This window comes from Tropicimonas aquimaris (assembly GCF_042676185.1).
Lineage (GTDB): Bacteria > Pseudomonadota > Alphaproteobacteria > Rhodobacterales > Rhodobacteraceae > Tropicimonas > Tropicimonas aquimaris.
Map to the genome: position 1 here is coordinate 37,904 of NZ_JBHTJT010000008.1, position 26,625 is coordinate 64,528.

The following is a 26,625-nucleotide window of genomic DNA, read 5'->3' on the forward strand; positions in this document are numbered from 1 at the left end:
TCAGTCTCCCGTCCGCTTGCGGTAGAGGATGTCGACATAGACGGCGAAGACGAGCACGATGCCGACGACGATGTTCTGGTAGGGCGCCTCGACGCCGACCATCGCCATCCCCGATTGCAGCGACTGCATGATCAGCGCGCCGAGGATGGCGCCATAGATCGTGCCGATGCCGCCCGAGAGCGCCGTGCCGCCGATGACCGCGGCCGCGATCACACGCAGCTCGTCCAGCGTGCCGATGTCGTTGGAGTGGAAGTTCAGGCGGGCCGAGGCCACGACGGCCGAAAGCGCGCAGAGGAAGCCGACGATCGCAAACACCTTCACGGTGAGAAAGCGGATGTTGATGCCGGCGAGCTCCGTCGCCTCCGGGTTGCCGCCGGTCGCGAAGATGTAGCGCCCAAGACGGGTGCGCTGCGCGACGACGGTCATCACGATGGCCACGACGATCAGGATCAGCACCGAGTAGGGCACGCCGTAGACGGCCTTGTAGCCTTCGGGCATGGTCTCGCCTCGAGCATCGAAGACCCGGCGCAGCCGACCGATCGGTACTTCGTAAGAGTTCAGGATCCAGACAAAGCCGAGGATCGCGCCGACGGCGATCGCACCGATCACCGCCTCGGCCCAGATGGGCTTCACGGGGAAGTCATGGCGCACCTTGTTCCGGCGCGCGTTGATCATCAGGTAGACCGTGAAGGCCGCGGCGAGCGCGCCCAGGATCCAAGAGCCGGTCGCGCCCATCGTGCCTTCGATGCCGCCCAGCGTGACGTAGGTCTCGTCGAGCGGGCCGATGGTCTGGCCGCGCGACAGGTGCCAGGCGACGTTACGCCAGACGAAGAGGCCGCCCAAAGTGACGATGAAGGCCGGGATCGTCAGGTAGCCGATCAGCCAGCCGTGGAAGGCGCCGATGGCGGTGCCGACGACGAGGCCCACCAGGATCGCGATCGGCGCGATCATCGGCGAGCCGAGCGGCAGGCCGACCAGGTTCGGCAGCCAGGCCGTCTGCGTCATCGCCATGAAGGCGGAGCAAGTGGCGAGCAGGGCGCCGACGCTCAGGTCGATGTGGCGGGTGACGATGACAAAGACCATGCCGGTCGCCATGATGGCAACGGAGACCGTCTGGATCGTCAGGTTGAAAATGTTGCGGGGGGTCAGGAACCGGCCGCCCGTCCAGACATCGAACACGATGCAGATCACGACAAAGGCCCCGATCATGCCGAGCAAGCGGGTGTCGATCTCCATGGTGTCGAGGATGTTCCGGCGGGTCTTTTGCGGCAGGTCGCGGGTGTCCGTGCTATCGGCCATTTGGGCGCTCTCCGGGGTGCGCGTTCCGAGGGCCCCCGCCGCATTCGGCGGGGGCTTGGTGCTTTCAGCGGATGTGCTGTGCGTCAGTTACAGGGCGCGGGGCCACTCTCGACGCCCTGGCAGAGCGCCTCGACCGAAATCCAGCCGGCGTCGGTGACGGCGGTCAGGTTGTCCTTGGTCACCGGAACCGGCTCCAGGAATTTCGCGGTCATCGTGGTGCCGGCGGGCGAGGTCCATTCCATGGCGCCGTCGATATCGGCCATCGCCGTTCCACCGGCCAGCGCAACGGCGATCTCGCCGGCGGCCTTGCCGAGGTCACGGGCGTCCTTCCAGACCGAAACCGTCTGGGTGCCCTTGGCGACGCGGTTCAGCGCGGCATGATCGCCGTCCTGGCCGGATACCGGGATGCCGTCCATGCCCTGCGCGGTGAGCGCGGCCACGGCGCCGCCGGCGGTGCCGTCGTTGGAAGCGACCACGGCGTCAACCTTGTTGTCCTGCGCGGTCAGGATCTGCTCCATGTTTCGCTGCGCGTTCGCCGGCAGCCAACCGTCGGTATAGGCTTCGCCGACGATGGTGATGTCACCGGCGTCGATCGCCGCCTGCAGCACTTCCTGCTGACCGCCGCGGAGGAAGTCCGCGTTCGGATCGGTGGGCGAGCCCTTGATCATCACGTAGTTGCCCTTGGGCGCGGCCTCGAGCACGGCGCGGGCCTGCATCCGGCCGACCTCGACGTTGTCGAAGGTCAGGTAGAAAGCGCGCGGGTCTTCGATCAGGCGGTCATAGGCGATGACCGGAATGCCTTCGTCCGCGGCCATTTGCACCGCCGGGATCACTGCTTCGGTGTCCTGCGCCAGCACGATCAGCGCATCGACGCCTTGCGCCATCAGCGCTTCGACGTCGGAGAGCTGCTTGGACGAGGACGACTGGGCGTCCGCGGAGACGTATTTCGCGCCGCCGGCCTCGAGGGCCGCGACCATCGCCGCCTCGTCGGTCTTCCAACGTTCTTCCTGGAAGTTCGACCAGCTGACGCCCACGGTCAGATCCTGAGCGAGCGCTGTTGTGGTGAACGCGGTCGTCAGTGCGGCTGCCGCAATGAAAAGGTTACGCATGAATTCCTCCCGATTTTACCCTGCGTGAAGGGCAGGGGTGACCTTGGGGTTCCCCTGAGGGTGACCATCGCGCCATTTATTTCATTTGTCAAAATAAAAATCGACAAGATTGCGGGGGTATGGTTCATTGAGGATCGAAAACTGTGTCCAATCGGCACGATCGCCCTCTATTTCTGCGCTGCAGAATTGTAATTATTTGGAAGGCTGAACGAATGGTGGGTCTGAAGACTTCGGATTCGGTGTCGCGACTTCTGCCGCCTTCAGGTTGCGGTCCGATCCTTTCGACGCGTGAAACGACCGTTCTGCCGTTGCGCCAACAGGTCTTCGACTGCATCCGCTCGCAGGGTCAGCTGTCGCGGATCGACGTGGCGAAGCGGCTCGAGGTCAGCCCGGCGAGCGTGTCCACCCAGGTCGCCGACCTTCTGGGCGCGGGGCTTCTGCAGGAGGTCGAGGTGCCGCGTGATCCGAGCAGCCGGGGGCGGCCGCCGGTGGCACTGGAGGTACGCCCCGAGGCAGGCTACGTCGCCGGCATCAAACTCAGTGATCTGGTCCATACCGGGGTCATCGTCGATTTCTCCGGCCGCCCGGTCGCAGAGGCGAGCCTTCCGCGCACCAGCCTGCTAACCGATCTCGACCTTCTGGTCGAGGAAGCCGACGCGCTGCTTGTCCGTCTGCTGAGCGAGGCTGGCATGAAGCGGAGCGACATCGCGGCCCTCGGGGTCGGCGTTCCGGGGATGGTCGACCACGCACGGGGCGTTGCCCTATGGTCGCCGATCATCCGCGGCATCGATCTGCCGCTCGCCTCGCTGATGTCGGACCATCTCGGCCTGCCGGTCTATGTGGACAACGACGCCAACCTGCTCACCCTCGCGGAACTTTGGTACGGGGCGGGAAGGGCGTTGCCGGACTTTGCCGTCGTCACCCTCGAATACGGCGTGGGGATGGGGCTGGTGATGGATCACCGTCTCTACCGCGGTGCGCATTCAGTGGGGATGGAGATCGGCCACACCAAGGTGCAGCTCGACGGAGCGCTATGCCGCTGTGGTCAGCGTGGATGTCTCGAGGCCTATGTTTCCGACTATGCGCTGGTGCGGGAGGCGTCGGTGGCGCTCGACCTGCACCGCACCGCGTCCGGCAGCGCCCAGGTCATGCTGGAAAGCCTTTACGACCAGGCCAAGGCTGGCAACGAGGCCGCGCGCACGATCTTTCGCCGCGCCGGGCGTTTCCTCGCCGCCGGGCTTGCCAACGTGATCAACCTTTTCGATCCGTCGCTGGTGATCCTGTCGGGCGCACGGATGAAATACGACTACCTTTATGCCGAGGACGTGCTCACGGAGGTGCGGGAGATGACGGTGAACAAGGGGCGCACCCTGCCAAGGATCGAGATCAACGCCTGGGGCGACCTCGTCTGGGCACGTGGCGCGGCGACGCTGGCGCTCGAGGCACAAACTGCGGCCCGCTGCGCCGGGGAAACCGCGGCATGACGCGCCTGGCGCTCGGGCTGCTTCCGCTTCTCGCCGGTTTGCCAGCCTTCGGGGGCGAGGTCCGCTTCGAAGATGCACGCGCTGCGCTGCCGGTCGAACATGTCTATTCCGGTGGCTGGGAGCATTTCGTCGGCGGCGGGCTCGCCACCTTCGACTGCAATGGCGACACCCTGCCGGACATGTTCGTGGCAGGCGGCGAGGCCCCGGCGCGCCTATTCGTGAATCGGACGGAAGGCGCCGGCGCGCCGCTGTCCTTTGCGCTCGGGCAGGGCATTCCGGAGCTTTCCGGCGTGACTGGCGCCTATCCTCTGGACATCGACGACGACGGATTGCTGGACCTTGCCGTGCTGCGGGTGGGGCCCAATGTATTGCTGCACGGGCAAGGCCACTGTCGTTTCGAGGATGCCACGGAGAGGTTCGGGCTGGAGGCGGGGGATCGCTGGACCACTGCCTTCTCCGCGACCTGGGAGCCGGGTGCATCCCGTCCGACACTGGCTTTCGGCAACTATGTCGACCGCACCGACCCCGAGGGTCCCTTCGAGGCCTGCGACGTGAACGAGTTGCACCGACCCGAGGGCCTGCGCTACGGCCCGCCAGTCCTGCTGGAACCGGGCTTCTGTGCGCTGTCGATGCTGTTCTCGGACTGGACGCGTGCCGGCCGGCAGGACCTCCGGGTCTCAAACGACCGTCATTATTATGTGCGCGGCGGCGCAGAGCAGATGTGGCGGATGGGCGAGGCGCCGGCACTGCTCGGAGCGGAGGATGGCTGGAAGAAATTCTCGATCTGGGGCATGGGAATCGCCAGCCGTGACCTGAACGGCGATGGTCGGCCCGACCTGGTTCTTACCTCCATGGCGGATCAGCTGACGCTGCTGTCTGACGGGGTGTCGGACTATGTGCAGGCGCCCTACGAGATCGGCACATTCGCGCAACGCCCGCACCTCGGCGACGACGGCCGGCCTTCCACCGGCTGGACGGCGCAGTTCGGCGATGTCGACAACGATGGCCGGGACGACCTGTTCATCGCCAAGGGCAACGTGGACCAGATGCCGAGCAACGCGATCAACGACCCGAACAACCTGCTGGTGCAACAGCCCGACGGCACCTTCGTCGAACGCTCGGTCGAGGCCGGGGTGGCGACGACGGAGCGGTCGCGAGGGGCGGCGCTGGCCGATTTCGACGGGGACGGCCGACTGGATCTCGCTGTTGTGAACCGCCGCGCGCCGATGGAACTCTACCGGAACGTCACCGAGAGCGCCGGCAACTGGCTGGCGGTGCAGCCGCGGCAGGCGGGGAGCAATGGCTTCGCCGTCGGCGCCTGGCTGGAGCTGCGCGATGCGGAGGGGCGGATCACGGCAAGGGAGATCACGGTCGGCGGCTACCACGCAAGCGGCCGCGCGCTGCCGGAACACTTCGGGCTCGGCGCGGCAGAGGCAGTTGAGCTGCGAGTCATCTGGCCCGACGGTGCAATGAGCGATTGGGTCGAGGTGGCGGCGAACCAGGCGGTAGAGGTCTGCCGCGCCGCGGAGCGCGGACTTGAGGTCCGCCTCCTGAGCAGGTCCGCTCCGCACTGAGAGGCAACCGGGGGCTCCCGCCCGTCGTCGGCGCCGCGGCGCCTCCTCCCGTTGGGCCGGGCCGCGCGCAAGCGCGCGGCAATGCGATCATTCGACCTGTATTTTTCTGATTGCATTCCAAAGGCGCCGGCACGCGTAGCGTGCCCGGCCCAACGGGAGGAGGCGCATCCTTGATGCGACGACGACGGGCGGGAGTGCTCCGGGGCTACCTGTCGACCGGCAGGCCGCTGGGCACGCTCTCCGGTACGCCGAACCGGCCGGAGAGGCTGGCATCGTCCGTCAGGCTCTCAAGGAAGGCAACGAGCGCCGCCAGATCCGCGTCACCGATGTCGCGCGCCTCATTCCCCGCGGCCGCAGAAATGCGCGCCGCCTCAGCCGGGTCGTCAAGGGCCGCCCAGACGGGTTTGCCTTCGAAGTCGTGCAGGATCGGCTGGCTTCGGTCGAAGCTTGAGAGGCCGGCACTCGGGTCGACGTGATGGGCGAGGAAGGCCGCGAGGTCGCGGTGCGATCCGGTATGTCCGTAGGGAGCGGTCGCCGCGACGTTTCGCAGGCTCGGTGTGAGAAAGGCGTAGAGGTCCTCTTCGTGCCCGGTCACCCGAAACCGGCCCTCGTCCCGCGAGTGGCTCTCGAAACGCTCCGCCTTGCCCGGCCCGAACTGGGGCACGCCCATCGCGTGAAACCCGTGGTCGGTGAAGAAGGGACCGGAGTGGCAGGTGCTGCACCCGGCCTCCCCGAAAAACAGTTCCATCCCGCGCTGCGCGTCGCCTGTGAGCGGCGCCTCGCCGCGGAGGTGGCGGTCGAACGGGCTGTCGTCGGCGCGCCATTCGAGGGCGATGAATTCGGCGATGGCGTCGGAAATGTCGGTGAAGCTCACTGGTTTGCCGGCGGACACCTCCGGAAGGGCGGTTTCGAAGGCGGCTTGGTATTCGGGAATGCCGCGGACCCGCGCGGCGATCAGGTCCCAGGCGCCGCCCTCGCCGGTCAGCCGCCCGGAGCGCACGGCCTTGGAGATTTCGTTCTCGCCGTAATGGCCGGCCATCTCGTCGGGACTCAGCACCGGGAACATGGTCTGGGCGGAGAGCACGCCTGAAAAGCCCTGGACCATCTCCTGGGCGAGCGGCGTGCGCAGGCCGTTGGGCTGCGCCGGGTCGGCCTGGATGCGGCCGTCGTGGAACAGCGTGGTGAATTCCCTCGCGCCGAGGTTGAACAATGCCGGCGCGTTCCGGGGCACGCGCTGCTCGGGCATGTTGTCGGGGTCGGGGCGGCGCTCCGGGCCGAGGCCGATGCCGCCCTCGCCGATCGTCAGGGACACGCCGTCGGAGGTTCCGAAGCGTGGATGGTGGCAGGTGCCGCAGGCGATGTTGCGATTGCCGCTCAGGATCGGATCCCAGAACAGCAGGTGTCCGACCTCGGCCAGCGCCATGTCGACTGGCTCATACAAGTCGTCGGTGATGGGTGGTGGCAGGTCGAGCGCCCGGCCCGTGGCCGGGGCAAGACCGAGCAGCAGGACAAGGGCTGCGGCATGTGTCGGTTGTCTCACGGTTCCTCCTCCCGCTGGCCGCCTAGCCGGCGTTCTGCCGGGTGTCGACGGGGGGCGGTGCGGTGCTGAGCCGTGCCACCAGTTCGACCGGCAGGACCAGCCGCGGCACCGGTCCACGCTGGCGATCCTGCGGCGGGATTCGCATCCGTTCAAGCAGCATCCGCGCCGCGGCGCGACCGATCTCCACCCGGGGCTGGTGGATCGTCGTGAGCGGCGGGATGAAATGCGCGGTGATCTCGAGGTCGTCGAACCCGACCACCGACACATCCTCCGGCACCCGCACGCGCCGGCGGTGCAATTCGCCGATGAACCCCATCGCCATCTCGTCGCTGGCGCAATGCACCGCCGTCGGGCGGTCGGGCGTCTCGCACCAGCGCCGCGCGGCATCGGCGCCGGATTGCAGAGAGAAATCTCCCGCGTAAAACCAGTCGTCCCGGCAGGGGAGGCCGGCCGCCTGAAGCGCCTCTCGCGTGCCTTGCCGGCGGGTGAGGGTCAGCACGTTGTCCGGCGGGCCGCAGACATGGCCGATGCGCCGGTGACCGAGCTCGATCAGGTGGCTGACCGCGCGTTCCGAGGCGGCGCGGTTGTCGATCGTCACCTTCGGCCGTTCGATCTCGTCGATCCATTCGCAGGCAAAGACCATCGGTGCACGCACCTCCGGCGTGCCTCGGTTCAGCAGCAGCTCGCGATTGAGCATGCCATCCAGCACGATCAGCCCGTCGGTCTGGTTGTGACTGAAGTATTCCGGGAAGCGGTGGTCGTCGGGCGAGGTCGGTGTGGTGTCGCTGATCAGCACGTTGTAGCCGGCGGCCGACATGACCTCGGCGATCCCCGACAGGATCTTGGCGAAGAACGGGTTGCCGAGGTTGGGGAGCAGCACCGCGATCGCGCCGGTCTCGCGTCGCCGCAGGTTTCGAGCCATGACGTTGAGCCGGTAGCCGGTTTCCGAAATCGCCCGATACACGGTTTCGCGCGTCTTTTCGCTCACAACCTCCGGCGAGGAGAGGGTCCGGCTGACGGTCGCCGTGGAAACGCCGGCTGCGATGGCCACGTCTCGAATGGATGGGGCGCGCTTTGTCATTGCTGTGTCTCGTTCTGCCGGCCTGCCGGTGTTTTCGGGTGCCGACGCTTTTGCCGAGATTAGCATCTCGATGGTACTTGTAAACGATTACATCAACCGTATGATGCCGATGTAATGGATTACATAAGGGATTCGCGGGGCCGAGGAGGAGCCGTGCGAATGCTGTCTGTCTCGTCGCTCGAGGAGGAATACGATGAAGACGATCAAGGGGCCCGCCCTGTTCCTGGCGCAGTTTGCCGGTGACGAGGCGCCGTTCAATTCCTGGAACAGCATCACCAATTGGGCCGCCGATTGCGGCTATGTCGGTGTTCAGGTGCCAAGCTGGGACGGCCGGCTGATCGACCTCGCCAAGGCGGCGGAGAGCAAGGATTACTGCGACGAGTTCAAGGGCGTGGCCGAGGCCAACGGCGTGCAGGTGACGGAGCTTTCCACCCACCTGCAGGGGCAGCTCGTGGCCGTGCACCCGGCCTATGACGCCGCCTTCGACGGCTTTGCGGCGCCGGAGGTGCGCGGCAATCCGAAGGCGCGGCAGGAATGGGCCGTGGACCAGGTGAAAAAGGCGCTGACCGCGTCGAAGAACCTCGGCATCACGGCGCACGCGACCTTCTCCGGAGCGCTGGCCTGGCCCTATATCTACCCGTGGCCGCAGCGGCCGGCCGGGCTGATCGAGACGGCCTTCGACGAGCTGGCGCGGCGCTGGAAGCCGCTCCTCGATCATGCCGAGTCATGTGGCGTGAACGTATGCTACGAGATCCATCCCGGCGAGGATCTGCACGACGGGGTCACCTTCGAGATGTTCCTCGAACGGGTGAACAACCACCCGCGGGCGATGATGCTCTACGATCCTAGCCACTACGTGCTGCAATGCCTTGATTACCTAGACAATATCGACATCTACAAGGACCGGATCGGGATGTTCCACGTCAAGGACGCGGAGTTCAATCCGACCGGCCGGCAGGGTGTCTATTCCGGCTATCAGAGCTGGGTGGACCGGGCCGGGCGGTTCCGGTCGCTTGGTGACGGACAGTGCGATTTCGGGGCGATCTTCTCCAAGATGGCGGCCAACGATTTCGACGGCTGGGCCGTGGTCGAATGGGAATGCTGCCTCAAGCACCCCGAGGACGGGGCCCGCGAGGGGGCGCAGTTCGTCCGGGACCATATCATCCGTGTGACCGAGAAGGCCTTCGACGATTTCGCGGACAGCGGCGCCGACGAGGCCGCCAACCGCAAGATGCTCGGAATCGGAGGCTGACATGGCGGATCGCATCAGGCTTGGCATGGTCGGCGGCGGCAAGGACGCCTTCATCGGTGCCGTCCACCGTATCGCTGCGCGGATCGACGGGGAATACGAACTGGTCGCCGGGGCGCTCAGCTCCACGCCGGAAAAGGCGCAGGCAAGTGGCGCGGCGCTCGGGCTGGCACCCGACCGGACCTATGGCGATTTCCGCGAGATGGCGATCCGGGAGAACCGGATCAAGGGCGGGATCGAGGCGGTGGCGATCGTCACGCCCAACCACATGCACTACCCGATCGCGCGGGAATTCCTGAAGCGCGGCATCCACGTGATCTGCGACAAGCCGCTGACCTCGACCCTGCCGGACGCGCGCAAGCTTGCCAAGCTGGCCCACGAGAGCGACGCGCTGTTCGTGCTGACCCACAATTACACCGGCTACCCGATGGTGCGGCAGGCCCGCGAGATGGTGGCGCGGGGCGAGCTGGGCAAGATTCGGGTGGTGCAGGTGGAATATCCGCAGGACTGGCTGACCGAGGCGGTCGAGCAGACCGGCACCAACAAGCAGTCCGAATGGCGGACCGATCCGGAGCGTTCCGGGGCGGGGGGCTCCACCGGCGATATCGGCACCCATGCCTTCAACCTCGCGGGCTTCGTGACCGGGCTGGAGCTGGAGGCGCTCTCGGCCGACCTGCAGAGCTTCGTTCCGGGGCGGCGGGTCGACGACAACGGCCACGTCATGCTGCGCTACAAGGGCGGCGCGCGCGGGATGCTCTGGTGCAGCCAGGTGGCGCCGGGCAACGAGAACGCGCTGCGGCTCCGGGTCTATGGCGAAAAGGGCGGGCTGGAATGGGCCCAGGAGGATCCGAACTACCTCTGGTACACGCCCTTCGGCGAGCCCAAGCGGCTGCTGACTCGCGCAGGTAGCGGCGCGCGCGATGTCGCGGCCCGAGTGTCGCGGACGCCGGGTGGGCACCCGGAAGGCTATCTTGAAGGCTTCGCCAACATCTACGCCGAGGCGGCTCGGGCGATCCGGGCGAAACAGGCCGGCGCAGAGATCCCGGGAGACGTGGTGTTCCCGACGGTCGATGACGGGCTGGCCGGGGTCGCCTTTGTCGACGCCTGCGTCCGCTCTTCGGCCCGCGACGCGGCCTGGGTCAAGCTGGCGTGAGGGAAACCATGCAAGCGACGACCCTTCAATCGGGCCAGCCGGAGCCGCCGCCGGGACAGACGGCGGTCCCGGCGCTGGCGCTGCGCAACGTGCAGCGCTCCTTCGGGCCGATCCGGATCCTGCATGACATCGGCATCGAGCTGCATGCCGGCGAGGTCCACGCGCTGATCGGCGAGAATGGCGCCGGCAAGTCCACGACGATGAAGATAATGTCGGGCTATCTGGCCCCCTCGGCGGGCGAGATCCTGCTCGACGGCGTGCCGGTGAGCTTTGCCCGGTCGCGGGAAGCCGAAGCCTGCGGCGTGACGCTGATCCACCAGGAGTTCAACCTCGCGCAGCTCCTCTCGGTCGAGCAGAACATCTTTCTCGGCCACGAGTTGAAGCGCGGCTGGCTGCTGGATCACGCGACGATGCGGGCGCAGACCCGCGATCTGCTGGCGCGGCTGGAGACGCCGCTCGACCCGAGGGCGCAGGTCTCGTCGATCTCGGTGCCGGAAAAGCAGATGGTGGAGATCGCCAAGGCACTGACCCGGCAGGCCCGGGTGTTGATCATGGACGAGCCCACGGCGGCGCTGACCACGCGCGAGACCAACATTCTATTCGCCCAGATCGAGCGGCTGAAGGCCGAAGGGGTGGCGATCCTCTATACTTCGCACAAGCTCGACGAAGTGGCGCGGATCGCTGACCGGGTGACGGTGATGCGCGACGGGCGCATCGTGCGCACCGCGCTGCGGGGCGAGATGAACGTGGACCAGATGGCCGAGGCGATGGTCGGGCGCGAGCTGAGCGACATGTTCCCGGCCAAACGCCCCTCGGACGGCCAGGAAGCTGTGCTCGAGGTGCGCGACTTCAGCGTCGGCACCACTGTACACGACGTGTCCTTCACGCTCCGGCGCGGCGAGATCCTGGGCTTTGCCGGGCTTGTGGGTTCGGGGCGGACCGAGCTGATGGAAGGTTTGATCGGTGTGCGCGCCTCCACGGGCACGGTTGCGATCAATGGGTCACCCGTACACCTGCATTCGGTCGAGGCGGCGATGGCGGCCGGGCTGGTCTATCTGCCGGAGGACCGCAAGGAACACGGTCTGATCCTGACCCAGGACATGCGGCGCAACCTGACGCTGCTGGCGCTGAAGAAGTTCTCCAACTTGCTGGTCGACAAGCGGGCGGAGGAGGCGGCGCTCGACCGGTCGATCAAGGAGTTCGACATTCGCGCGCCGGAGCGCAGCGTGCTGGTGGGCAACCTCTCGGGCGGCAACCAGCAGAAGCTGCTGCTGGCCAAGATCATGCTGGCCGATCCGCAGATCGTCATCATCGACGAGCCGACCCGCGGCATCGACGTCGGCACCAAACAGCAGTTCTACGGCTTCATCCACAATCTCGCCGCGGCCGGGCATTCGGTGATCGTGATCTCTTCGGAGATGACCGAGGTGATCGGCCTGTGCGACCGCGTTGCGGTGATGCGGCGCGGCCGGATCGCAGGCGAGGTTCAGGGCGTGGACGTGAACGAGGATACTATCGTCCGCCTCGCGATGGGACTGGAAAAGAAGGGCAACAGCAATGGCTGAGCAAACCACGAATGCCCCGGGAAAGGCAGGGTTCAAGTTCGATCTTCAGGCGCTCGGGCCGATCCTGGCGCTGGTTGTGCTGGTGGTGATCGGCACGCTTCTGAACCCCGACTTTCTTGGCCAGCAGAACATCACCAACGTGCTGTCGCGCTCGGCCTTCATCGGAATCATGGCGGTCGGCATGACCTTCGTGATCACCGCGGGCGGGCTCGACCTGTCCGTCGGGTCGATGACGGCCTTTATCGCAGGCATCATGATCATGATCATGAACGCGCTGATCCCGTCCCTCGGCACAAGCTGGGGGGTGATCCTGATCGGTATGGGCGTAGGGCTGGTCCTGGGCGCGCTAGCAGGGGCGGTCAACGGGTTCCTGATCACCCGGATGGGGATAGAGGCCTTTATCGTGACGCTGGGCTCGATGGTGATCTTCCGCAGCCTCGTGACCTGGCTGGCGGACGGCGGCACGATTTCGCTGAACTTCGCGCTCGGCAGTCTCTACGAGCCGGTCTACTACGGCGGGCTCTTCGGCATCCGCTGGCCGATCATCGTCTTTGCTGTGGTGGCGATCCTCGGTGAGATCGCCATGCGCCACACCGCCTATGGTCGGCACTGCGCCGCCATCGGCTCGAACGAGCAGGTGGCGCTCTACTCGGCGGTCCATGTCAAGCGCGTGCGGATGCTGACCTATGTGGTGCTCGGCACGCTCGTCGGGCTCGCCTCGGTGCTCTACGTGCCGCGCCTCGGCTCGGCCTCGAACTCCACCGGCCTGCTCTGGGAGTTGGAGACCATCGCGGCCGTCATCATCGGCGGCACGCTTCTGTCGGGCGGCTTTGGCCGGGTCTGGGGCACCGTCGTGGGCGTGCTGATCCTCGGGCTGATCGACAACATTCTCAATCTCACGGACCTCGTGAGCCCCTATCTCAACGGGGCGATCCAGGGCGTGATCATCATTCTGGCCGTTGTGTTGCAACGCGCCAGGAAGTCATCCCGCTGATGGGAGACGCGCTCCGGGGAGGAGCGCAGAACTGGGAAACCTAGGGAGGAAGAGTATGATTATGAAACACCTTTTCGGCGCAACCGCGGTCGCCATGGTGCTTGGCGCCTCCGGTGCCTTCGCGCAGGAAACCACGGTGATCGGGGTCTCGATCCCGGCGGCGACGCATGGCTGGGCCGGCGGTATGAACTTCCATGCGCAGGAAGCCATCGACCGGCTCGAAGCGACCTATCCCGAGCTCGATTTCGTGCTCGCCACAGCCTCCGATCCGGCCAAGCAGGTCAACGACATAGAGGACATGATGGCCACCCGCAACATCGACGCGCTGGTGGTGCTACCCTTCGAATCCGAGCCCCTGACCGCTCCGGTGAAGCGCGTGAAGGACAGCGGCGCCTGGGTGACGGTGATCGACCGTGGCCTGTCGGAAGCCGGCATCGAGGATCTCTATGTCGCCGGCGACAACCCCGGCTTCGGCACCACCTCGGGAGAGTTCTTCAAGTCGATGATGCCGGACGGCGGCAAGATCGTTGTACTGCGCGGCATCCCGACGACCATCGACAACGAGCGCGTAGAGGGCTTCCAGGCGGCGATCGAAGGCTCGGGCATCGAGATCCTCGGCATGGAGCACGGCAACTGGAACCGCGACGACGCCTTCACCGTGATGCAGGACTTCCTCAGCAAGTATCCCGAGATCGATGCGGTCTGGGCCTCGGATGACGATATGGCCATCGGCGTTCTGGCGGCAATCAAGGAAGCCGGCCGGATGGACGAGATGTGGGTGCTCGGCGGCGCCGGCATGAAGGAAATGATTGCCCGCGTCCGCGACGGCGATCCCTATGTGAAGGCCAACGTGACCTATCCGCCCTCGATGAGCGGCACGGCGATCGAGCTCACGGCGCTGAACTTTGTCTCCAACGCGCCGGTCTCGGGCAAGTTCGTGATCGGCTCGGTGCTGGTGACCCAGGAAAACGCCGAGAAGTTCTACTTCCCGGACAGCCCGTTCTGATCCGGTCACACAGGAAAACAGCAGAGCGCCCGGCATTTCTGCCGGGCGCTTATTTGTCACTCGCTCGCGGCGCTCGTGGGCGCATGGAGCCGGTGTCGATGAACCGCTGGTGCCAGGACAGCGCCTCGCTCGGCAGTGAAGGCGTCTGTAGGCCATAGGAGTCCCGCATGGCCCGTGCGAAGTAATCTTCGAGCATCGGGCGGTAATCGGGGTGCGCGCAGTTCTTGATGATCGTCTGGGCGCGTTTCTTTGGCGCCAGGCCCCGCAGGTCGGCAAGGCCCTGCTCGGTCACCAGGACCTGCACGTCCTGGGTGATGTGGTCGACGTGGCTGGCCTGCGGCACGATGGTCGAGATCTTGCCGCCCTTGGCGACCGATGGGGAGACAAAGATCGAGATGAAGGAGTTCCGCGCGAAATCGCCCGACCCGCCGATGCCGTTCATGATGCGCGAGCCCATCACCAGCGACGAGTTCACGTTGCCGTAGATGTCGGCCTCGATCATGCCGTTCATCGAGATGCAGCCAAGGCGGCGGATCACCTCGGGGTGGTTCGAGATCTCCGTCGGGCGGAGGATCACCTTGTCACGGTAGAAATCGAGGTTCTCCCGGAACCTGACGGCGGCCTCGGGGCTGAGCGAGAAGGCGGTGGAGGAGGCGGTCAGGAGCTGGCCGGAATCCAGCAGGTCCATCATCCCGTCCTGCAGCACCTCGGTATAGGCCTTCAGGTCGTGGAAAGGTGTGTCCTTCAGCCCGTCGAGTACCGCGTTGGCCACGTTGCCGACGCCCGATTGGAGGGGCAGCAGCCGGTTCGTGAGCCGGCCCATCTTCACCTCGTGCTGGAGGAACTCCATCAGGTGCGCGGCGATGGTGCGGGAGGTGTCGTCGATCGGCGAGAACGGCGCGTTGCGGTCCGGCAGGTCGGTCACGATAACGCCGGCGACCTTGTGCGGGTCGCAGCGGAAGGTCGGCTGGCCGATGCGCGCGTCGGCGGAGACCATCGGGATCGGCACGCGGTTGGGGGGCAGGGCGGTGCCGTAGTAGATGTCGTGCATTCCGAGCAGTCGCTCGTCATGCCAGCTGTTGACCTCGAGGATCACCTTTTCCGCACAGTCGATCCAGGTCTTGTTGTTGCCTACAGAGGTCGCGGGGATGAGCGAGCCATCCTCGTTGACGCCGGTCACCTCGATGACCGCGACGTCGAGCTTGCCGAAGAACCCTTCCCAGACCATCGGGGCGACGTGGCTGAGGTGCATGTCGAGATAGTCGATCTCGCCGCGGTTGATCTTTTCCCGGCCTACCGGATCGGAGTTGTAGGGCAGACGGTATTCGATGGCATCCGACTTCGACAGGGCGCCGTCCAGCTCGGGGCCGGTCGATGCGCCGGTCCAGAGGTTGATCTTGAACTTCTCGCCGGCGTCATGGGCCGCTTCGATACGTTCGGCCAGCGCCGGTGGCAGTGCCTTGGGGTAGCCGGACCCGGTGAATCCGCTCATCCCGACGGTGTTGCCCGACTGGATGAGCGAAGCCGCGTCTTCCGCGGTCATGATTTTCGAGCGCAGGAAGGCGTTCTTGATACGGTCCGACGATGTCACGATTGATTCCTCCGGGTTTTCCCGGCTCGGGGCCGGGGGATGTCCAGCGGCGCGGGTCATTGCCCCGCGCCTCCTCAACGACAAACCTCATCGAAAGCTACCGCTGCGTCCGCATGCCGGTGGTTTAGTGAGGCTTGCCAGATTGATAGGCAGAAACCCCACCCCTCAGCAATGTGACGAGGCGCCACTTGACCGCCCAAAACGGGATACCCGCTAGGCCCTGGTGGCATGGCAGGCCGAAGCCCTCCCTGGCGCGGCTTGCCGGGCCGCGGCGGCTTTGCGTTGACAGCGCGGCGAATACGCGGGACAGGCTGGGCTCAGAGGGGGAGTGCCTTTACGGCATCGGGGCGCATGCGTCTCCTGAACCGGCTGGCCCCGCCAAACCTTGCCCCGATCCGGAAGGATACCCGTTGCAATTTCTCAAGCGCCTCGCGCTCGTCGTCATCGGCCCGGCGCTGTTCCTGTTCATCTGCGCGGCGCCCTATGTCTGCGACCGCCGGCGCGGTTTCCGGGGCTGGTACTGGCGGCTCGTGCCGCGCTCCTGCGGCTGGCTCCTCTGGTTCCTCAGCATACGGGTTGAGATCAGCCCCGAGGCGCGACAGCGCCTGGAGGCGGATATCAACAGCCTCTTTGCGGTGAACCACCGCAGTCACCTCGACGGGTTCGCGCTTCTGGCGAACGTGCCTGCCTCGAAGTGGGTGACCTTCGGCGCCAAGAAGGAACTGTTCGACAATCGCCTGATCGGGCGCGGGTTCCGCGCGGCCGGCCTCGTGGAGATCGACCGCAAGAGCGGCAGCCAGGCATTGCAGGTGCTGACGCGGGCCGTGGAGGCGATGCCGGCCCGCCGTTCGCTGATCCTGTTCCCCGAGGGCACGCGGGCGCGGGGCGAGGCGCTCGGCGAGTTCAAGGCGGGCATTTTGATGGTCGCGCGCGCAACCGGGCGCAGCATTCGCCCGGTCGTCATCGCGGGCTCGGATGCACTGCTTCCGCGTGGCGCTCTCATGCCGCGGGCGGGGACGATCCGGATCGAGGTGATGGAGAGCTTTCACCCGGACACGGGTGCGAGCGTGGACGCCGATGTCGATCGCCTGCGCGCCGGGATGGTGGCCACCTACGACGCGATGCAGGGCTGAGCCTGTCGTCTAGAAGGCGCGGAAGGTCATGGTCGTCAGAGTGCGCTGCACGTTCTCGACGCTGGCCACGTTCTCGTTGATGTAATGGCCCACGTCCTCGCCCTCCGGGATGTAGAGCTTCAGCAGCAGGTCGTATTCGCCGGAGGTGGAGTAGAGCTCCGAGTGGATCTCGCGCAGGGCGATGGCATCGGCCACCTGGTAGGTGGTGCCGGGGGCGCAGCGGATCTGGACGAAAACGCAATGGCTCATGGCGAGGCTCCTTCCGGTGGTGCCCGCCAACCATCGCGGATTTGCCGCCAAGCGCAAGCGGCAAGTGGGGCGGCATGGGAGGCGCGTGTTTTGTCGCGGGCCTCGCAGCGCCTTTGAAGTTCCGCGAAAAAGTGTCTAACTCCGTCGCACCGACGGGCAGAGAACATGGAGGAGCGCCGATGGCCACCGAGGATCACCCCAACACCCCCGAGCTTGCCCGCGCGCGTCCGGCGCCGCTGGTCTGGGAGGACCCGTTCCTCCTGGACGATCAGCTGAGCGAAGAGGAGCGGATGATCCGGGACGCGGCCCATGCCTATTGCCAGGACGGGCTCGCGCGCCGGGTGCTCGAGGCCAACCGGCACGAGGTCTTCGACCGCGAGATCATGACAGAACTCGGCGCGCTCGGCCTGCTGGGCGCGACGATTCCCGAGGAATATGGCGGTGCGGGCGTGAACTACACCTCCTACGGGCTGGTGGCCCGCGAGGTGGAGCGGGTCGATTCCGGCTACCGCTCGGCGATGTCGGTGCAATCCTCGCTCGTGATGCACCCGATCTTTGCCTATGGCACAGAGGAGCAGCGCACGCGCTTCCTGCCGAAACTCGCGACCGGTGAACTGGTCGGCTGTTTCGGCCTGACCGAGCCCGACCACGGCTCCGACCCCGGCGGCATGGTCACGCGCGCCAAGCCCGTCGACGGCGGCTACCTCGTCTCCGGTTCTAAGAACTGGATCACCAACAGCCCGATCGCCGATGTCTGCGTGGTCTGGGCCAAGTCCGAGGCGCATGGCGGCAAGATCAAGGGCTTCCTGCTGGAGCGCGGGATGAAGGGGCTGGAGACGCCGAAGATCGAGGGCAAGTTCAGCTTGCGGGCCTCGATCACCGGCATGATCATGATGGACGAGGTCTTCGTGCCGGAAGAGAACCTGTTGCCGGAAGCCAGCGGCCTTGCGGGGCCCTTCGGCTGCCTCAACCGCGCCCGTTACGGCATCGCCTGGGGTGCGCTCGGTGCTGCGGAGGCCTGCTGGCACATGGCGCGCGACTACACGCTCGAGCGCAAGCAGTTCGGCCGCCCGCTCGCCGCCAACCAGCTGATCCAGAAGAAGCTCGCCGACATGCAGACCGAGATTGCCCTGGGCCTGCAGGGCGCGCTGCGCCTCGGCCGGCTGATGGACGAGCACCGCGCGCCCGCGGAGCTGGTGAGCCTGATGAAGCGCAACAATTGCGGCAAGTCGCTCGCCATCGCGCGCGAGGCGCGGGATATGCTGGGCGGTAACGGGATCTCCGACGAATACGGCGTGATCCGGCACGTGATGAACCTCGAGGCCGTGAACACCTACGAGGGCACCCACGACGTCCACGCGCTGATCCTCGGGCGGGCACAGACCGGGATCCAGGCGTTCCAGTAGGCAGGCGGGACCTGCTGTCACGGAAATTTCGCAACACCCCCATCGACGGTGGGCCGGCCATCGGCCATCCTCGTCGTCGGGCCGTTGTGCGCCCGCCTGACAAAGAGTGCCGACGCCACCCGCCGGCATGCCGAGGCACCGATCATTCCGGGGGATTGCACCGATGACACAGGGAACCACCTTCGAGAACCGCACCTACGAGGAGCTGAAGGTCGGCGACGAGGCCAGCCTGGTCCGGATCGCCCGCGAGGAGGATTTCCTGGTATTTGCCACGGCCTCCGGCAATCACAACCCGATGCACCTCGCGGCCTATGACGGCGATGGCGACGGGGTTCCGGAGGCGATTGCGCCGTCGCTCTGGGTCGGCTCGCTCGTATCGGCGGTGCTGGGCAACTTGCTGCCCGGCGCGGGCACGCTCTATCGCCACCAGAGCTTCGACTTCTCCGGCCATGCCCAGGCGGGCGACGAATTGGTGGTGACCGTGCGGGTGCTGGAGAAGCTGCCGGAGCACGAAGTCCGGCTTTCCACCGAGGTGCGGCGGGCTGCAGACGGGGCGGTGATCGTCTCCGGCGAGGCGCTCATCTCCGCGCCGACCCGCAAGCTGCGGTTCGACGCGCTCGACGTGCCGGGCCTGATCGTGCAGCGCCACCGGCATTTCGAGAAGCTTGTCGCGCTGGCCGCGCCGCTGGACCCGCTGGTCACAGCCGTTATCGCCCCGGAGGAACCGCGTTCCCTGGGCGGTGCGCTGCTGGCCCACGCGCAGAACATCATCACGCCGATCCTGGTCGGTGCGCCGGACAGGATCGCCGCCGCCGCGGCCGAGACCGGGCTTTCGCTGGAAGGCGTCGAGATCATCGACGAGCCCGATCACGCGCTGGCCGCGCATCGCGCGGTGGACCTGGTGTCCGACGGCCGGGCCGGGGCGCTGATGAAGGGGCACCTGCACACCGACGATCTGCTGCGGGCGGCGCTTCGCAAGGAGCGCGGCCTGCGCGCCGGGCGGCGCTTCACCCATGTCTTCGTCATGGACGTGCCCGGCGTGCCGCACCCGCTGCTGGTGACCGACGCCGCGGTGAACATCCAGCCGGACCTGAAGACCAAGGTCGACATCGTGCAGAACGCCATCGATGTCGCGATCTCCATCGGGATCGCGGTGCCGCGGGTCGGGGTGCTGTCGGCGGTGGAGACCGTGAACCCTGACATTCCGTCCTCGATCGACGCGGCGCTCTTGTCCAAGATGGCCGATCGCGGGCAGATCACCGGCGGGCTGGTCGACGGGCCGCTGGCCATGGACAACGCCGTCGACATCGGCGCCGCGCGGACCAAGGGGATCACCTCGGAGGTGGCCGGGCGCGCCGAGGTGCTCGTGCCGCCCGACATCGACTCCGCCAACATGCTCGCCAAGCAACTGGCCTATATCTCGCACGCCGAGGGGGCAGGTCTGGTGCTGGGCGCCAGCGTGCCGATCATCCTCAACTCACGGTCTGATGGCGACATGGCGCGGCTGGCCTCGTGCGCGGTGGCGGCGCTGCACCATGCGCGCATCCGTGGTCTCACGCCCGAACATTGAGCCCGGGGCGCTGCTTCGGCCGGTTCAGGCCGTCCCACGCGCGGGGCGGTCGTGGGCGATGTTGAACTTCATGCCGTCCAGCAATTCCGCCAGGTCAGGGCGTGCGGCGGGGCCGTTCGACAGGCAGACCACCTGGATGATCCCGTCGGGGCGGACGCAGAACACCGCCGGCTCGGCAAAGCGGCGGTCGGTCTCTTCGGGCGACAGCGGTTCGGAGACGTAGAGGCCGAGCGTCCGCATCTGCGCCTCGCCCAGGTCGTAGCCGACATCGAAGCTCCAGCCGAACTCGGCCACGTCGGACTGCGCCTTCGCCTCGGGATCGGCGGAGACGGCGATCACGTCGAAGCCCGCGTCCTCCCAGTCGCCCTTGAGCGACTCCAGGCCCGCGAGGTATTTCTTGCAGCGCCCGCAATGCTTGCCGCGGTAGACCACAAGCAGCGTGTGGCGTTCCCGCGGGCCGCCGACCGCGATCTGCCCACCGCCGAGCTTCGGAAAGGCCATCTGGGGCAGCGGGCCGCCGGCGGCGGGTTTGGTGTCGGTCATCTGGTCTCTCGCTTCGTGAAGGGGCGTTACTTGGTGTCGATCGGCTGCTTGCCGTCGCCGATCTCGTCATAACCGGCCCAGCCGTAGTCGCCGCCCGTGGGAGGCAGATCGCGCTCCTTCACGTCGCGGTGCATGTGGGCTTTCGCGACGAAATTGGCGGTGATCGGCGCGGTGATCAGCAGGAAGGCGGTGATCAGCAATTCATGGAACGACACGCGCTCCATGACGACGGCGAAATAGACCATCGAGGCGATCAGCACGCCGCCGACGCCCAGCGTCGTGGCCTTGGTCGGCGCATGGAGCCGGCGCATCGTGTCGTTGAGCTTTACCAGCCCCCAGGACCCGAGCAGGCCGAAGATCCCGCCGACGATCAGCATGAACGAAATGACTATCTCGGCAATCAGGTTCATGGCTTCCTCACTCGATGATGTTGCCGCGCAGGATGAAGCGGCAATAGGCGACGGTGGAGACGAAGCCGAACATGGCGATCAGCAGCGAGACCTCGAAATAGACCGCGGTGCCGACGAGGATGCCGTAGATGTTCAGCAGGGCGATGGCGTTGATGACCATGGTGTCGAGCGCCAGGATCCTGTCGACGACGCCTGGGGCGAAGCGGATGCGCCAGAGGTTCAGCAACAGGCCGATCCCGTAGCAGGCGATGGCGAAGTAGAGCGCAAAGGTAATCATTCGAAGATCTCCTTCAGGCGCCGCTCGTAGCGGTGCTTGATCTCGTCGCGCACGGCGTCGGGATCGTCCGTATCGAGGCAGTGGACCAGCAGGTGGCTGGCGTCGGCCGAAAGCATCGCGGTCACGGTGCCCGGCGTCATGGTGATCGTGCCGGCCAGCATCGTGATGGCTTCCGGCGAGCGCAGCTCCAGCGGCACCGCGATCCACTGGCTGTGGGTGTTCGCGTTCGACTTGAACAGGATGATCTTCGCCACCGCGATGTTGGCGATGCAGATGTCCCACAGCACCAGCAGGATGTATTCGGCCGCCTTCAGCGGCTTGCCGACCTTTGGGCGGTCCGGCCAGAAGGGCTGCGTGATGCCGGGGATCAGCACGCCCAGAACGACGCCCAGCAGCAGGTTGCCGAGGGTGATGGTGTTGACCAGCAGAAGCCAGATGATCACCAGGAAGCCGGTCAGCTGTGGGTGCGGGAAGACGCGTCTCAGGATGGCTCCGATCATGGTCCTACCCTTCCTCCTGCGGCCCGAGCACCGCCTCGATATAGCGATCCGGATCCCAGATCTGCGCCGCGGTGTCCTCCATCGCCTGCAGCACCGGGCCGGCGGCCAGGGTCAGCAGCACCATCATCGCCAGCGGGATGCCGGCGGCGGTCAGCGCCAGCGGGCGCAGCGGGTGCGCCGGGATCGGGTTGCCGTCGAGATCGAGGTTCTTGGGATTGGCGAAATGCGGATCGAGCGGTTTCCAGAAATACCGGCTGCCGCGCAGGGTGAAGCCCACGATGACCAGCAGCGATGTGATGAGGATGATCGCCCAGATCGTCGGCATCCAGGCCGCGTCCCTGCTGGCGTCGAGGATCAGCAGCTTGCCGAGGAAGCCGCTGAGGGGCGGCATCCCCGCCGAGGCGATGGCGGCGGCAAAAAACAGCGAGGCGACGAAGCCGCCCGGTGCGCGGACCGTCGGCCCTTGCGAGGCGAGGATCAGGTCCACCACCAGGAACAGGGCGGCTGCGGCGAAGGTCGAGTGCAGCAGGTAGAACAGCGCCGCCGCCGTCGCCTGCTCGGTCCCGAGGCCGATCGCGGTCAGCAGCGTGCCCATCGAGGCCAGCACCGCGAAGGCGGCCTGCCGCGGCGGCTGTTTCGCTCCAAGCACGCCGATGGCGCCGATTATCAGCGTCGCCAGGCCTGCCGGCAGGATCAGCCCGATGAAGAAGTCTCCGATCGCCGGCGAACCCGTGCCGAAGACCAGCGTGTACATGCGGATGATCGAGTAGGCGCCGACCTTGGTCAGAATGGCGAAGAGCGCGGCCACCGGCATCGGCGCGTTGCGGTAGGTTCCGGGCAGCCAGAACTGCACCGGAAATGCCGCCGCCTTGATGCCGAACACGATCAGCAGCAGCGCCCCGCCGACCAGCAGCAGCGCCTGGTTGCCCGCGGGCACCTCCCGCACGCCCAGGGCCATGTCGGCCATGTTGAGCGTGCCCGTGACCGCGTAGAGCGTGCCCATCGCGAACAGGAACAGCGTAGAGCCCGCGAGGTTCATCACCACGTACTGCAGGCCCGCGCGCAACCGCACGCCGCCGCCGGCGTGGATCATCAGCCCGTAGGAGGCGATCAGCAGCACTTCGAAGAAGACGAAGAGGTTGAAGGCGTCGCCGGTCAGGAAGGCGCCGTTCACCCCCATGAGCTGGAAGGCGAAGAGCGCATGGAAGTGCCAGCCGCGCCCGTCCCAGCCACTGCCCATCGCGTAGAGGACCACGCCGATGGCCAGAAGCGAGGTGAGCACCAGCATGGTCGCGGCCAATCGGTCCAGCACCAGCACGATGCCGAAGGGCGCCGGCCAGTCGCCCAGCCGGTACACGTGTATGGTGCCGTCGAGGGTGGAGATGTAGAGCCCGCCCGCGATGGCGATGAGCGCCACCGTCATGGCGACGGAGAACACGCGCTGCAGCACGAGGTCGTGGCGCATGGCCATCGCCATGACCGCGGCCACGATGGCCGGCATCACGACGGGAGCGATGATCCAGTTGTTCATCCGAAATCTCCCCTCGGCCGTTGCAGGCCCGGTTCGGTGGGGTCCTCCTCCCAGGGGATCTCGTCCGGATCGAGGTCCATCTCACCCGGCGAGCGGCGCAGGTCGATATGGTCGGTGTCGGATTCGAGGAAGGCCCCGAGCGCGATAAGCACCGCCACCGCCGTCATCCCGAAGGAGATTACGATGGCGGTCAGCACGAGCGCCTGGGGCAGGGGGTCGGTGTAGCCTTCGGCATACTTGGAATAGACCGGCGGCATGTTGATCGCAAGCCGGCCGCTGGCGAACAGGAACAGGTTCACGGCATAGGTCAACAGCGCGGTGCCGACGATGACCGAGAAGGTCCGCCGCCGCAGGATCAGGTAGATCCCGCCGGCGGTCTGAAGCCCGATAACGAGTGCGAGAAGTGCTTCCATCTCAGTTCTCCGGGCCGTCGTCGGCGGCCAGCGCCGAGGGGTCGTAATCCATCGGCGAGACGTTGACCGATTCACCGGTGCGCCGCGCCAGCCGGCTCAGCGAGTAGAGCGCCAGCATCACCGCGCCGACCACCGTCAGGAAAACGCCGAGGTCGAATGCCATTGCCGTCGCCAGTTCGAATTCCTCGATCGGCGGGATGTGGAAATAGCCGTAGGCGCTGGTCAGGAACGGCAGGCCGTTGAACCAGGCGCCGATCCCGGTGATCGCCGCGATCAGCACGCCCCAGCCGATGAAGGCGTGGTAGGGAATGCTGATCCGCTCGGTGGCCCAGGCGAAGCCGGAGGCCATGTACTGCATCAGCAGCGCGATCGCGACGACGAGGCCGGCAATGAAGCCGCCGCCGGGGTCGTTGTGGCCGCGCAGGAAGATGTAGACCCCGACCATCAGCGAGATCGGCATCATCACCCGGGTCGCGACCACCATCATCAGCGGGTGGCGATCCTTGGAATAGCGCATCTCGTGGACCCAGTTGGCCAGCTTGCGCGAGGCCCGCCCTTCCATCAGCGCCTCCTCCAGCGCGTAGATCAGCAGGGCGGCGATGCCGAGCACGATGATCTCGCCGAAGGTGTCGTAGCCGCGGAAGTCCACGAGGATCACGTTCACCACGTTGGTGCCGCCGCCTTCGGGCTTGGCGTTGGTAATGTAATAGCCCGAGATCGTCTCGAAATCGCGGGTCATCAGCGCCCATGCCAACGCCGCCACGGCGATGCCGGCCGCCCCGGCGACGGCCATGTCGCGTCCGCGCCGGCTCCAGCTCGATTCCCGCGGGGTGTGCTTGGGCAGGAAGTGCAGCGCCAGCAGCATCAGGATCAGCGTCACGACCTCCACGGTCACCTGCGTCATGGCGAGGTCGGGGGCCGAGAGCCGCACGAAGATGATCGACACGATCAGGCCGTTGATCCCGATCAGCACCAGCACCAGCAGGCGGGAGCGGTGGTAGGTCATGATCGCCATCGTCGAGGCCGCGAGCAGGATCGCGCCGATGTAGTCGACCATGGTCGGATCCAGGGTCGCCCGCGTGCCCGGCGTGTGCGTGCCCGAGGAGAAGGCATAGAGCCCGGCCGCCACTGTCGCCGTGCCGAGGATCGCCACGAACTTGGTGAGGCGCCCGTCATGCAGGTTGTTGGACAGCCGGCCGGCGCTGCGGTGCAGGGTTTCCACGAGGGATTCGAAGATCCGCTTCGCCTCGGGTTTCGGCATGGCCGCCCAGATCCGATCGAGCGGCGCGAAGGCATAGAGGATCGCAAGGCCGCCGATCGTGGCGATGACGCTCATCAGAAGCGCCGGGGTGAAGCCGTGCCAGATCTTGAGCTTGTGCGCCTCGAGGTGCTGCGCGGTCGTCGCATCGGCCACGACATGCAGGAAATTGCCCACCGTCGCCTGCGGGAAGATCCCGATCACCACTGCCATCACCGACAGCAGGGCGGGCGCGGCCCACATGCCGAACGGCGGATCGTGCGGCTTGGACGGGTAATCGTCGCGCACCGGGCCGAGGAAGACGTGGCCGACATAACGGAAGGAATAGGCCGCCGACAGCGTCGCACCGAGCGTCGCCAGCATCGGAATCACCCAGTAGCTCCCGGCCCATGCGGTGTGCGAGGCCTCCTCAAGCATCAGCTCCTTCGAGAGGAAGCCGTTGAGGAGCGGAATGCCCGCCATCGACAGCGCGGTCACGGTGGCCAGGGTGGCGGTGATCGGCATCAGGTGCCGAAGCCCGCCCAGCCGCTTGATCGAGCGGGTGTGGGTCTCGTGATCGACGATGCCGGCGGTCATGAAAAGCGCGGCCTTGAAGATCGTGTGGTTGATGATGTGGAACACCGCCGCCGTCGCCGCCGCCGTCGTGCCGAAGCCTAACAGCATCGTGATCAGCCCGAGGTGGCTGACGGTCGAATAGGCCAGCAGCGCCTTGAGGTCGTCCTTGAAGATCGCGATGGCCGCGCCAACGACCATGGTCACGAGGCCCGTCGTGGCGACAAGGTAGAACCAGAGGTCGGTGCCCGACAGCACCGGCCAGAGCCGCGCCATCAGGAACAGACCGGCCTTCACCATGGTGGCCGAGTGCAGGTAGGCGGAGACCGGCGTGGGGGCCGCCATGGCGTGCGGAAGCCAGAAGTGGAACGGGAACTGCGCCGACTTGGTGAAGGCGCCGAGCAGGATCAGCAGCAGCGCCGGGACGTAGAGCGGCGAGGCCTGGATCGCCTCGCGCTGCGTCAGGATCTCGGAAATGTCGTAGGTGCCGGCGGCTTCGCCCAGCAGCAGCATCCCCCCGATCAGCGCCAGCCCGCCCATCCCGGTCACCGCGAGCGCCATCCGTGCGCCCTGCCGGCCCGCGCCCGTGTGCCGCCAGTAGCCGATCAGCAGGAACGAGGAAAGCGACGTAAGTTCCCAGAAAATAACCATCATCAGGATGTTGTCGCTCAGGACGATGCCTAGCATCGCCCCCTGAAACAGCATCAGGTAGGTGTAGAACTGGCCCATCGGTTCTTCGCGCGAGAGGTAGAAGCGCGCGTAGAGGATGATCAGCAGGCCGATGCCGAGGATCATCGTGGCGAACAGCAGCCCGAGCCCGTCCAGCATGAAATGCGCGTTGAGCCCGAGCAGCGGCATCCAGTCGAGCCGGTAGGTGACGATCTCGCCGCGCCAGACGGCGGTGGAATGGATCCCCAGCAGGATCAGCGCGGAGAGGGTGGCCCAACCGGCTGACAGGGCGCAGGCGTTCCTGCCGACGCGGATCATAAGTCCGGGAAACAGCGCGCCGATGAACGGCAGGGCCGCGATCAGGGCAAGCGTCACATCCGTGTGCTCTGTCACGTCATCGTCCCCATCTTCTCCTGGTAGGCTGTCGCGCAAGCGTTTCGGGGATTAGTAGGAAATTTGTCGGGAAAAG

The 26,625-nt window shown here is 66.4% G+C and carries 23 protein-coding genes; 10 read left to right on the forward strand and 13 right to left on the reverse strand.

Annotation, left to right across the window (positions count from 1 at the left end; genetic code table 11):
- Complete coding sequence (locus ACFQ2S_RS06635; RefSeq protein WP_386073674.1) at nt 1-1,299, reverse strand: sugar ABC transporter permease; 1,299 nt, start codon at nt 1,297-1,299, stop codon at nt 1-3.
- A gap of 83 nt (nt 1,300-1,382) precedes the next feature.
- The gene (gene xylF / locus ACFQ2S_RS06640) at nt 1,383-2,408 is read right to left on the reverse strand and encodes a D-xylose ABC transporter substrate-binding protein (protein ID WP_386073675.1); all 1,026 of its coding nucleotides are present in this window, start codon (nt 2,406-2,408) and stop codon (nt 1,383-1,385) included.
- 212 nt (nt 2,409-2,620) lie between these two features.
- On the opposite strand from xylF, the gene ACFQ2S_RS06645 reads away from it, so the two are divergent.
- Both ACFQ2S_RS06645 and ACFQ2S_RS06650 read left to right on the forward strand, forming a co-directional pair.
- On the forward strand, nt 2,621-3,892 hold the full coding sequence (locus ACFQ2S_RS06645) for an ROK family transcriptional regulator (protein ID WP_386073676.1): 1,272 nt from the start codon (nt 2,621-2,623) through the stop codon (nt 3,890-3,892).
- Nucleotides 3,889-5,466 (forward strand): CRTAC1 family protein, encoded by a 1,578-nt coding sequence (locus tag ACFQ2S_RS06650; protein WP_386073677.1) that lies wholly within the window; start codon nt 3,889-3,891, stop codon nt 5,464-5,466. The genes ACFQ2S_RS06645 and ACFQ2S_RS06650 overlap by 4 nt, the downstream gene beginning before the upstream one ends.
- Nucleotides 5,467-5,671: 205 nt before the next feature.
- Here ACFQ2S_RS06650 and ACFQ2S_RS06655 read toward each other — a convergent pair whose 3' ends face one another.
- Together ACFQ2S_RS06655 and ACFQ2S_RS06660 are read right to left on the reverse strand one after the other, a co-directional pair.
- Nucleotides 5,672-7,006 (reverse strand): cytochrome-c peroxidase, encoded by a 1,335-nt coding sequence (locus tag ACFQ2S_RS06655; RefSeq protein WP_386073678.1) that lies wholly within the window; start codon nt 7,004-7,006, stop codon nt 5,672-5,674.
- A 22-nt stretch (nt 7,007-7,028) separates the two neighbouring features.
- On the reverse strand, nt 7,029-8,087 hold the full coding sequence (locus tag ACFQ2S_RS06660) for a LacI family DNA-binding transcriptional regulator (RefSeq protein ID WP_386073679.1): 1,059 nt from the start codon (nt 8,085-8,087) through the stop codon (nt 7,029-7,031).
- A gap of 193 nt (nt 8,088-8,280) precedes the next feature.
- Here ACFQ2S_RS06660 and ACFQ2S_RS06665 point away from each other — a divergent pair, with 193 nt between their 5' ends.
- From ACFQ2S_RS06665 to ACFQ2S_RS06685, 5 genes are read left to right on the forward strand one after another with little or no spacing between them, the layout of a single operon-like run.
- Nucleotides 8,281-9,339, forward strand: coding sequence for a sugar phosphate isomerase/epimerase family protein (locus ACFQ2S_RS06665; protein ID WP_386073680.1), 1,059 nt, complete (start codon nt 8,281-8,283; stop codon nt 9,337-9,339).
- A gap of 1 nt (nt 9,340) precedes the next feature.
- Nucleotides 9,341-10,489 carry a Gfo/Idh/MocA family protein gene (locus ACFQ2S_RS06670; protein WP_386073681.1) on the forward strand — a complete coding sequence of 383 codons (1,149 nt, stop codon included), beginning with the start codon at nt 9,341-9,343 and terminating at the stop codon, nt 10,487-10,489.
- 8 nt (nt 10,490-10,497) lie between these two features.
- The gene (locus ACFQ2S_RS06675; RefSeq protein ID WP_386073682.1) at nt 10,498-12,054 is read left to right on the forward strand and encodes a sugar ABC transporter ATP-binding protein; all 1,557 of its coding nucleotides are present in this window, start codon (nt 10,498-10,500) and stop codon (nt 12,052-12,054) included.
- Nucleotides 12,047-13,048, forward strand: a complete 1,002-nt coding sequence (locus tag ACFQ2S_RS06680; RefSeq protein WP_386073683.1) for an ABC transporter permease — start codon at nt 12,047-12,049, stop codon at nt 13,046-13,048. The genes ACFQ2S_RS06675 and ACFQ2S_RS06680 overlap by 8 nt, the downstream gene beginning before the upstream one ends.
- Nucleotides 13,049-13,103: 55 nt before the next feature.
- Nucleotides 13,104-14,054: an ABC transporter substrate-binding protein gene (locus ACFQ2S_RS06685; RefSeq protein WP_386073684.1), complete on the forward strand. Its 951-nt coding sequence runs from the start codon at nt 13,104-13,106 to the stop codon at nt 14,052-14,054.
- A 49-nt stretch (nt 14,055-14,103) separates the two neighbouring features.
- Here ACFQ2S_RS06685 and ACFQ2S_RS06690 read toward each other — a convergent pair whose 3' ends face one another.
- The gene (locus tag ACFQ2S_RS06690) at nt 14,104-15,645 is read right to left on the reverse strand and encodes an acetyl-CoA hydrolase/transferase family protein (protein ID WP_386073685.1); all 1,542 of its coding nucleotides are present in this window, start codon (nt 15,643-15,645) and stop codon (nt 14,104-14,106) included.
- 410 nt (nt 15,646-16,055) lie between these two features.
- Here ACFQ2S_RS06690 and ACFQ2S_RS06695 point away from each other — a divergent pair, with 410 nt between their 5' ends.
- The gene (locus tag ACFQ2S_RS06695; protein ID WP_386073686.1) at nt 16,056-16,778 is read left to right on the forward strand and encodes a lysophospholipid acyltransferase family protein; all 723 of its coding nucleotides are present in this window, start codon (nt 16,056-16,058) and stop codon (nt 16,776-16,778) included.
- 9 nt (nt 16,779-16,787) lie between these two features.
- On the opposite strand, the gene ACFQ2S_RS06700 is transcribed toward ACFQ2S_RS06695, so the two are convergent.
- Nucleotides 16,788-17,027, reverse strand: coding sequence for an Lrp/AsnC ligand binding domain-containing protein (locus ACFQ2S_RS06700; protein ID WP_386073687.1), 240 nt, complete (start codon nt 17,025-17,027; stop codon nt 16,788-16,790).
- 179 nt (nt 17,028-17,206) lie between these two features.
- On the opposite strand from ACFQ2S_RS06700, the gene ACFQ2S_RS06705 reads away from it, so the two are divergent.
- Together ACFQ2S_RS06705 and ACFQ2S_RS06710 are read left to right on the forward strand one after the other, a co-directional pair.
- Nucleotides 17,207-18,433 (forward strand): acyl-CoA dehydrogenase, encoded by a 1,227-nt coding sequence (locus tag ACFQ2S_RS06705; protein WP_386073688.1) that lies wholly within the window; start codon nt 17,207-17,209, stop codon nt 18,431-18,433.
- A gap of 163 nt (nt 18,434-18,596) precedes the next feature.
- On the forward strand, nt 18,597-20,003 hold the full coding sequence (locus ACFQ2S_RS06710; RefSeq protein ID WP_386073689.1) for a bifunctional enoyl-CoA hydratase/phosphate acetyltransferase: 1,407 nt from the start codon (nt 18,597-18,599) through the stop codon (nt 20,001-20,003).
- A gap of 24 nt (nt 20,004-20,027) precedes the next feature.
- Here the strand turns inward: ACFQ2S_RS06710 and ACFQ2S_RS06715 are convergent, their stop codons facing one another.
- The 7 genes from ACFQ2S_RS06715 to ACFQ2S_RS06745 are packed head-to-tail and all read right to left on the reverse strand — an operon-like array spanning nt 20,028 to nt 26,531.
- A complete protein-coding gene (locus ACFQ2S_RS06715; protein WP_386073690.1) occupies nt 20,028-20,546 on the reverse strand; it encodes a redoxin domain-containing protein in 519 nt (172 codons plus the stop codon).
- Between the two features lie 26 nt (nt 20,547-20,572).
- Nucleotides 20,573-20,956: a Na+/H+ antiporter subunit G gene (locus tag ACFQ2S_RS06720; protein ID WP_386073691.1), complete on the reverse strand. Its 384-nt coding sequence runs from the start codon at nt 20,954-20,956 to the stop codon at nt 20,573-20,575.
- 7 nt (nt 20,957-20,963) lie between these two features.
- Nucleotides 20,964-21,233, reverse strand: a complete 270-nt coding sequence (locus ACFQ2S_RS06725; RefSeq protein ID WP_089232369.1) for a K+/H+ antiporter subunit F — start codon at nt 21,231-21,233, stop codon at nt 20,964-20,966.
- On the reverse strand, nt 21,230-21,721 hold the full coding sequence (locus ACFQ2S_RS06730; protein WP_089232606.1) for a Na+/H+ antiporter subunit E: 492 nt from the start codon (nt 21,719-21,721) through the stop codon (nt 21,230-21,232). Before ACFQ2S_RS06730 ends, ACFQ2S_RS06725 begins: the two co-directional genes overlap by 4 nt.
- Before the next feature lie 16 nt (nt 21,722-21,737).
- Nucleotides 21,738-23,264, reverse strand: a complete 1,527-nt coding sequence (locus tag ACFQ2S_RS06735; RefSeq protein ID WP_386073692.1) for a monovalent cation/H+ antiporter subunit D — start codon at nt 23,262-23,264, stop codon at nt 21,738-21,740.
- Nucleotides 23,261-23,677: a Na+/H+ antiporter subunit C gene (locus tag ACFQ2S_RS06740; protein ID WP_089232367.1), complete on the reverse strand. Its 417-nt coding sequence runs from the start codon at nt 23,675-23,677 to the stop codon at nt 23,261-23,263. The genes ACFQ2S_RS06735 and ACFQ2S_RS06740 overlap by 4 nt, the downstream gene beginning before the upstream one ends.
- Before the next feature lies 1 nt (nt 23,678).
- The gene (locus ACFQ2S_RS06745; RefSeq protein WP_386074300.1) at nt 23,679-26,531 is read right to left on the reverse strand and encodes a monovalent cation/H+ antiporter subunit A; all 2,853 of its coding nucleotides are present in this window, start codon (nt 26,529-26,531) and stop codon (nt 23,679-23,681) included.
- Between the last annotated feature and the right edge of the window lie 94 nt (nt 26,532-26,625).

Coding starts and splice junctions, on each gene's coding strand:
- ACFQ2S_RS06635 (WP_386073674.1), bottom strand. CDS start 1,299: ATGGCCGATAGCACGGACACCCGCGACCTGCCGCAAAAGACCCGCCGG.
- xylF (WP_386073675.1), bottom strand. CDS start 2,408: ATGCGTAACCTTTTCATTGCGGCAGCCGCACTGACGACCGCGTTCACC.
- ACFQ2S_RS06645 (WP_386073676.1), top strand. CDS start 2,621: ATGGTGGGTCTGAAGACTTCGGATTCGGTGTCGCGACTTCTGCCGCCT.
- ACFQ2S_RS06650 (WP_386073677.1), top strand. CDS start 3,889: ATGACGCGCCTGGCGCTCGGGCTGCTTCCGCTTCTCGCCGGTTTGCCA.
- ACFQ2S_RS06660 (WP_386073679.1), bottom strand. CDS start 8,087: ATGACAAAGCGCGCCCCATCCATTCGAGACGTGGCCATCGCAGCCGGC.
- ACFQ2S_RS06665 (WP_386073680.1), top strand. CDS start 8,281: ATGAAGACGATCAAGGGGCCCGCCCTGTTCCTGGCGCAGTTTGCCGGT.
- ACFQ2S_RS06670 (WP_386073681.1), top strand. CDS start 9,341: ATGGCGGATCGCATCAGGCTTGGCATGGTCGGCGGCGGCAAGGACGCC.
- ACFQ2S_RS06675 (WP_386073682.1), top strand. CDS start 10,498: ATGCAAGCGACGACCCTTCAATCGGGCCAGCCGGAGCCGCCGCCGGGA.
- ACFQ2S_RS06680 (WP_386073683.1), top strand. CDS start 12,047: ATGGCTGAGCAAACCACGAATGCCCCGGGAAAGGCAGGGTTCAAGTTC.
- ACFQ2S_RS06685 (WP_386073684.1), top strand. CDS start 13,104: ATGATTATGAAACACCTTTTCGGCGCAACCGCGGTCGCCATGGTGCTT.
- ACFQ2S_RS06700 (WP_386073687.1), bottom strand. CDS start 17,027: ATGAGCCATTGCGTTTTCGTCCAGATCCGCTGCGCCCCCGGCACCACC.
- ACFQ2S_RS06705 (WP_386073688.1), top strand. CDS start 17,207: ATGGCCACCGAGGATCACCCCAACACCCCCGAGCTTGCCCGCGCGCGT.
- ACFQ2S_RS06710 (WP_386073689.1), top strand. CDS start 18,597: ATGACACAGGGAACCACCTTCGAGAACCGCACCTACGAGGAGCTGAAG.
- ACFQ2S_RS06715 (WP_386073690.1), bottom strand. CDS start 20,546: ATGACCGACACCAAACCCGCCGCCGGCGGCCCGCTGCCCCAGATGGCC.
- ACFQ2S_RS06720 (WP_386073691.1), bottom strand. CDS start 20,956: ATGAACCTGATTGCCGAGATAGTCATTTCGTTCATGCTGATCGTCGGC.
- ACFQ2S_RS06725 (WP_089232369.1), bottom strand. CDS start 21,233: ATGATTACCTTTGCGCTCTACTTCGCCATCGCCTGCTACGGGATCGGC.
- ACFQ2S_RS06735 (WP_386073692.1), bottom strand. CDS start 23,264: ATGAACAACTGGATCATCGCTCCCGTCGTGATGCCGGCCATCGTGGCC.
- ACFQ2S_RS06740 (WP_089232367.1), bottom strand. CDS start 23,677: ATGGAAGCACTTCTCGCACTCGTTATCGGGCTTCAGACCGCCGGCGGG.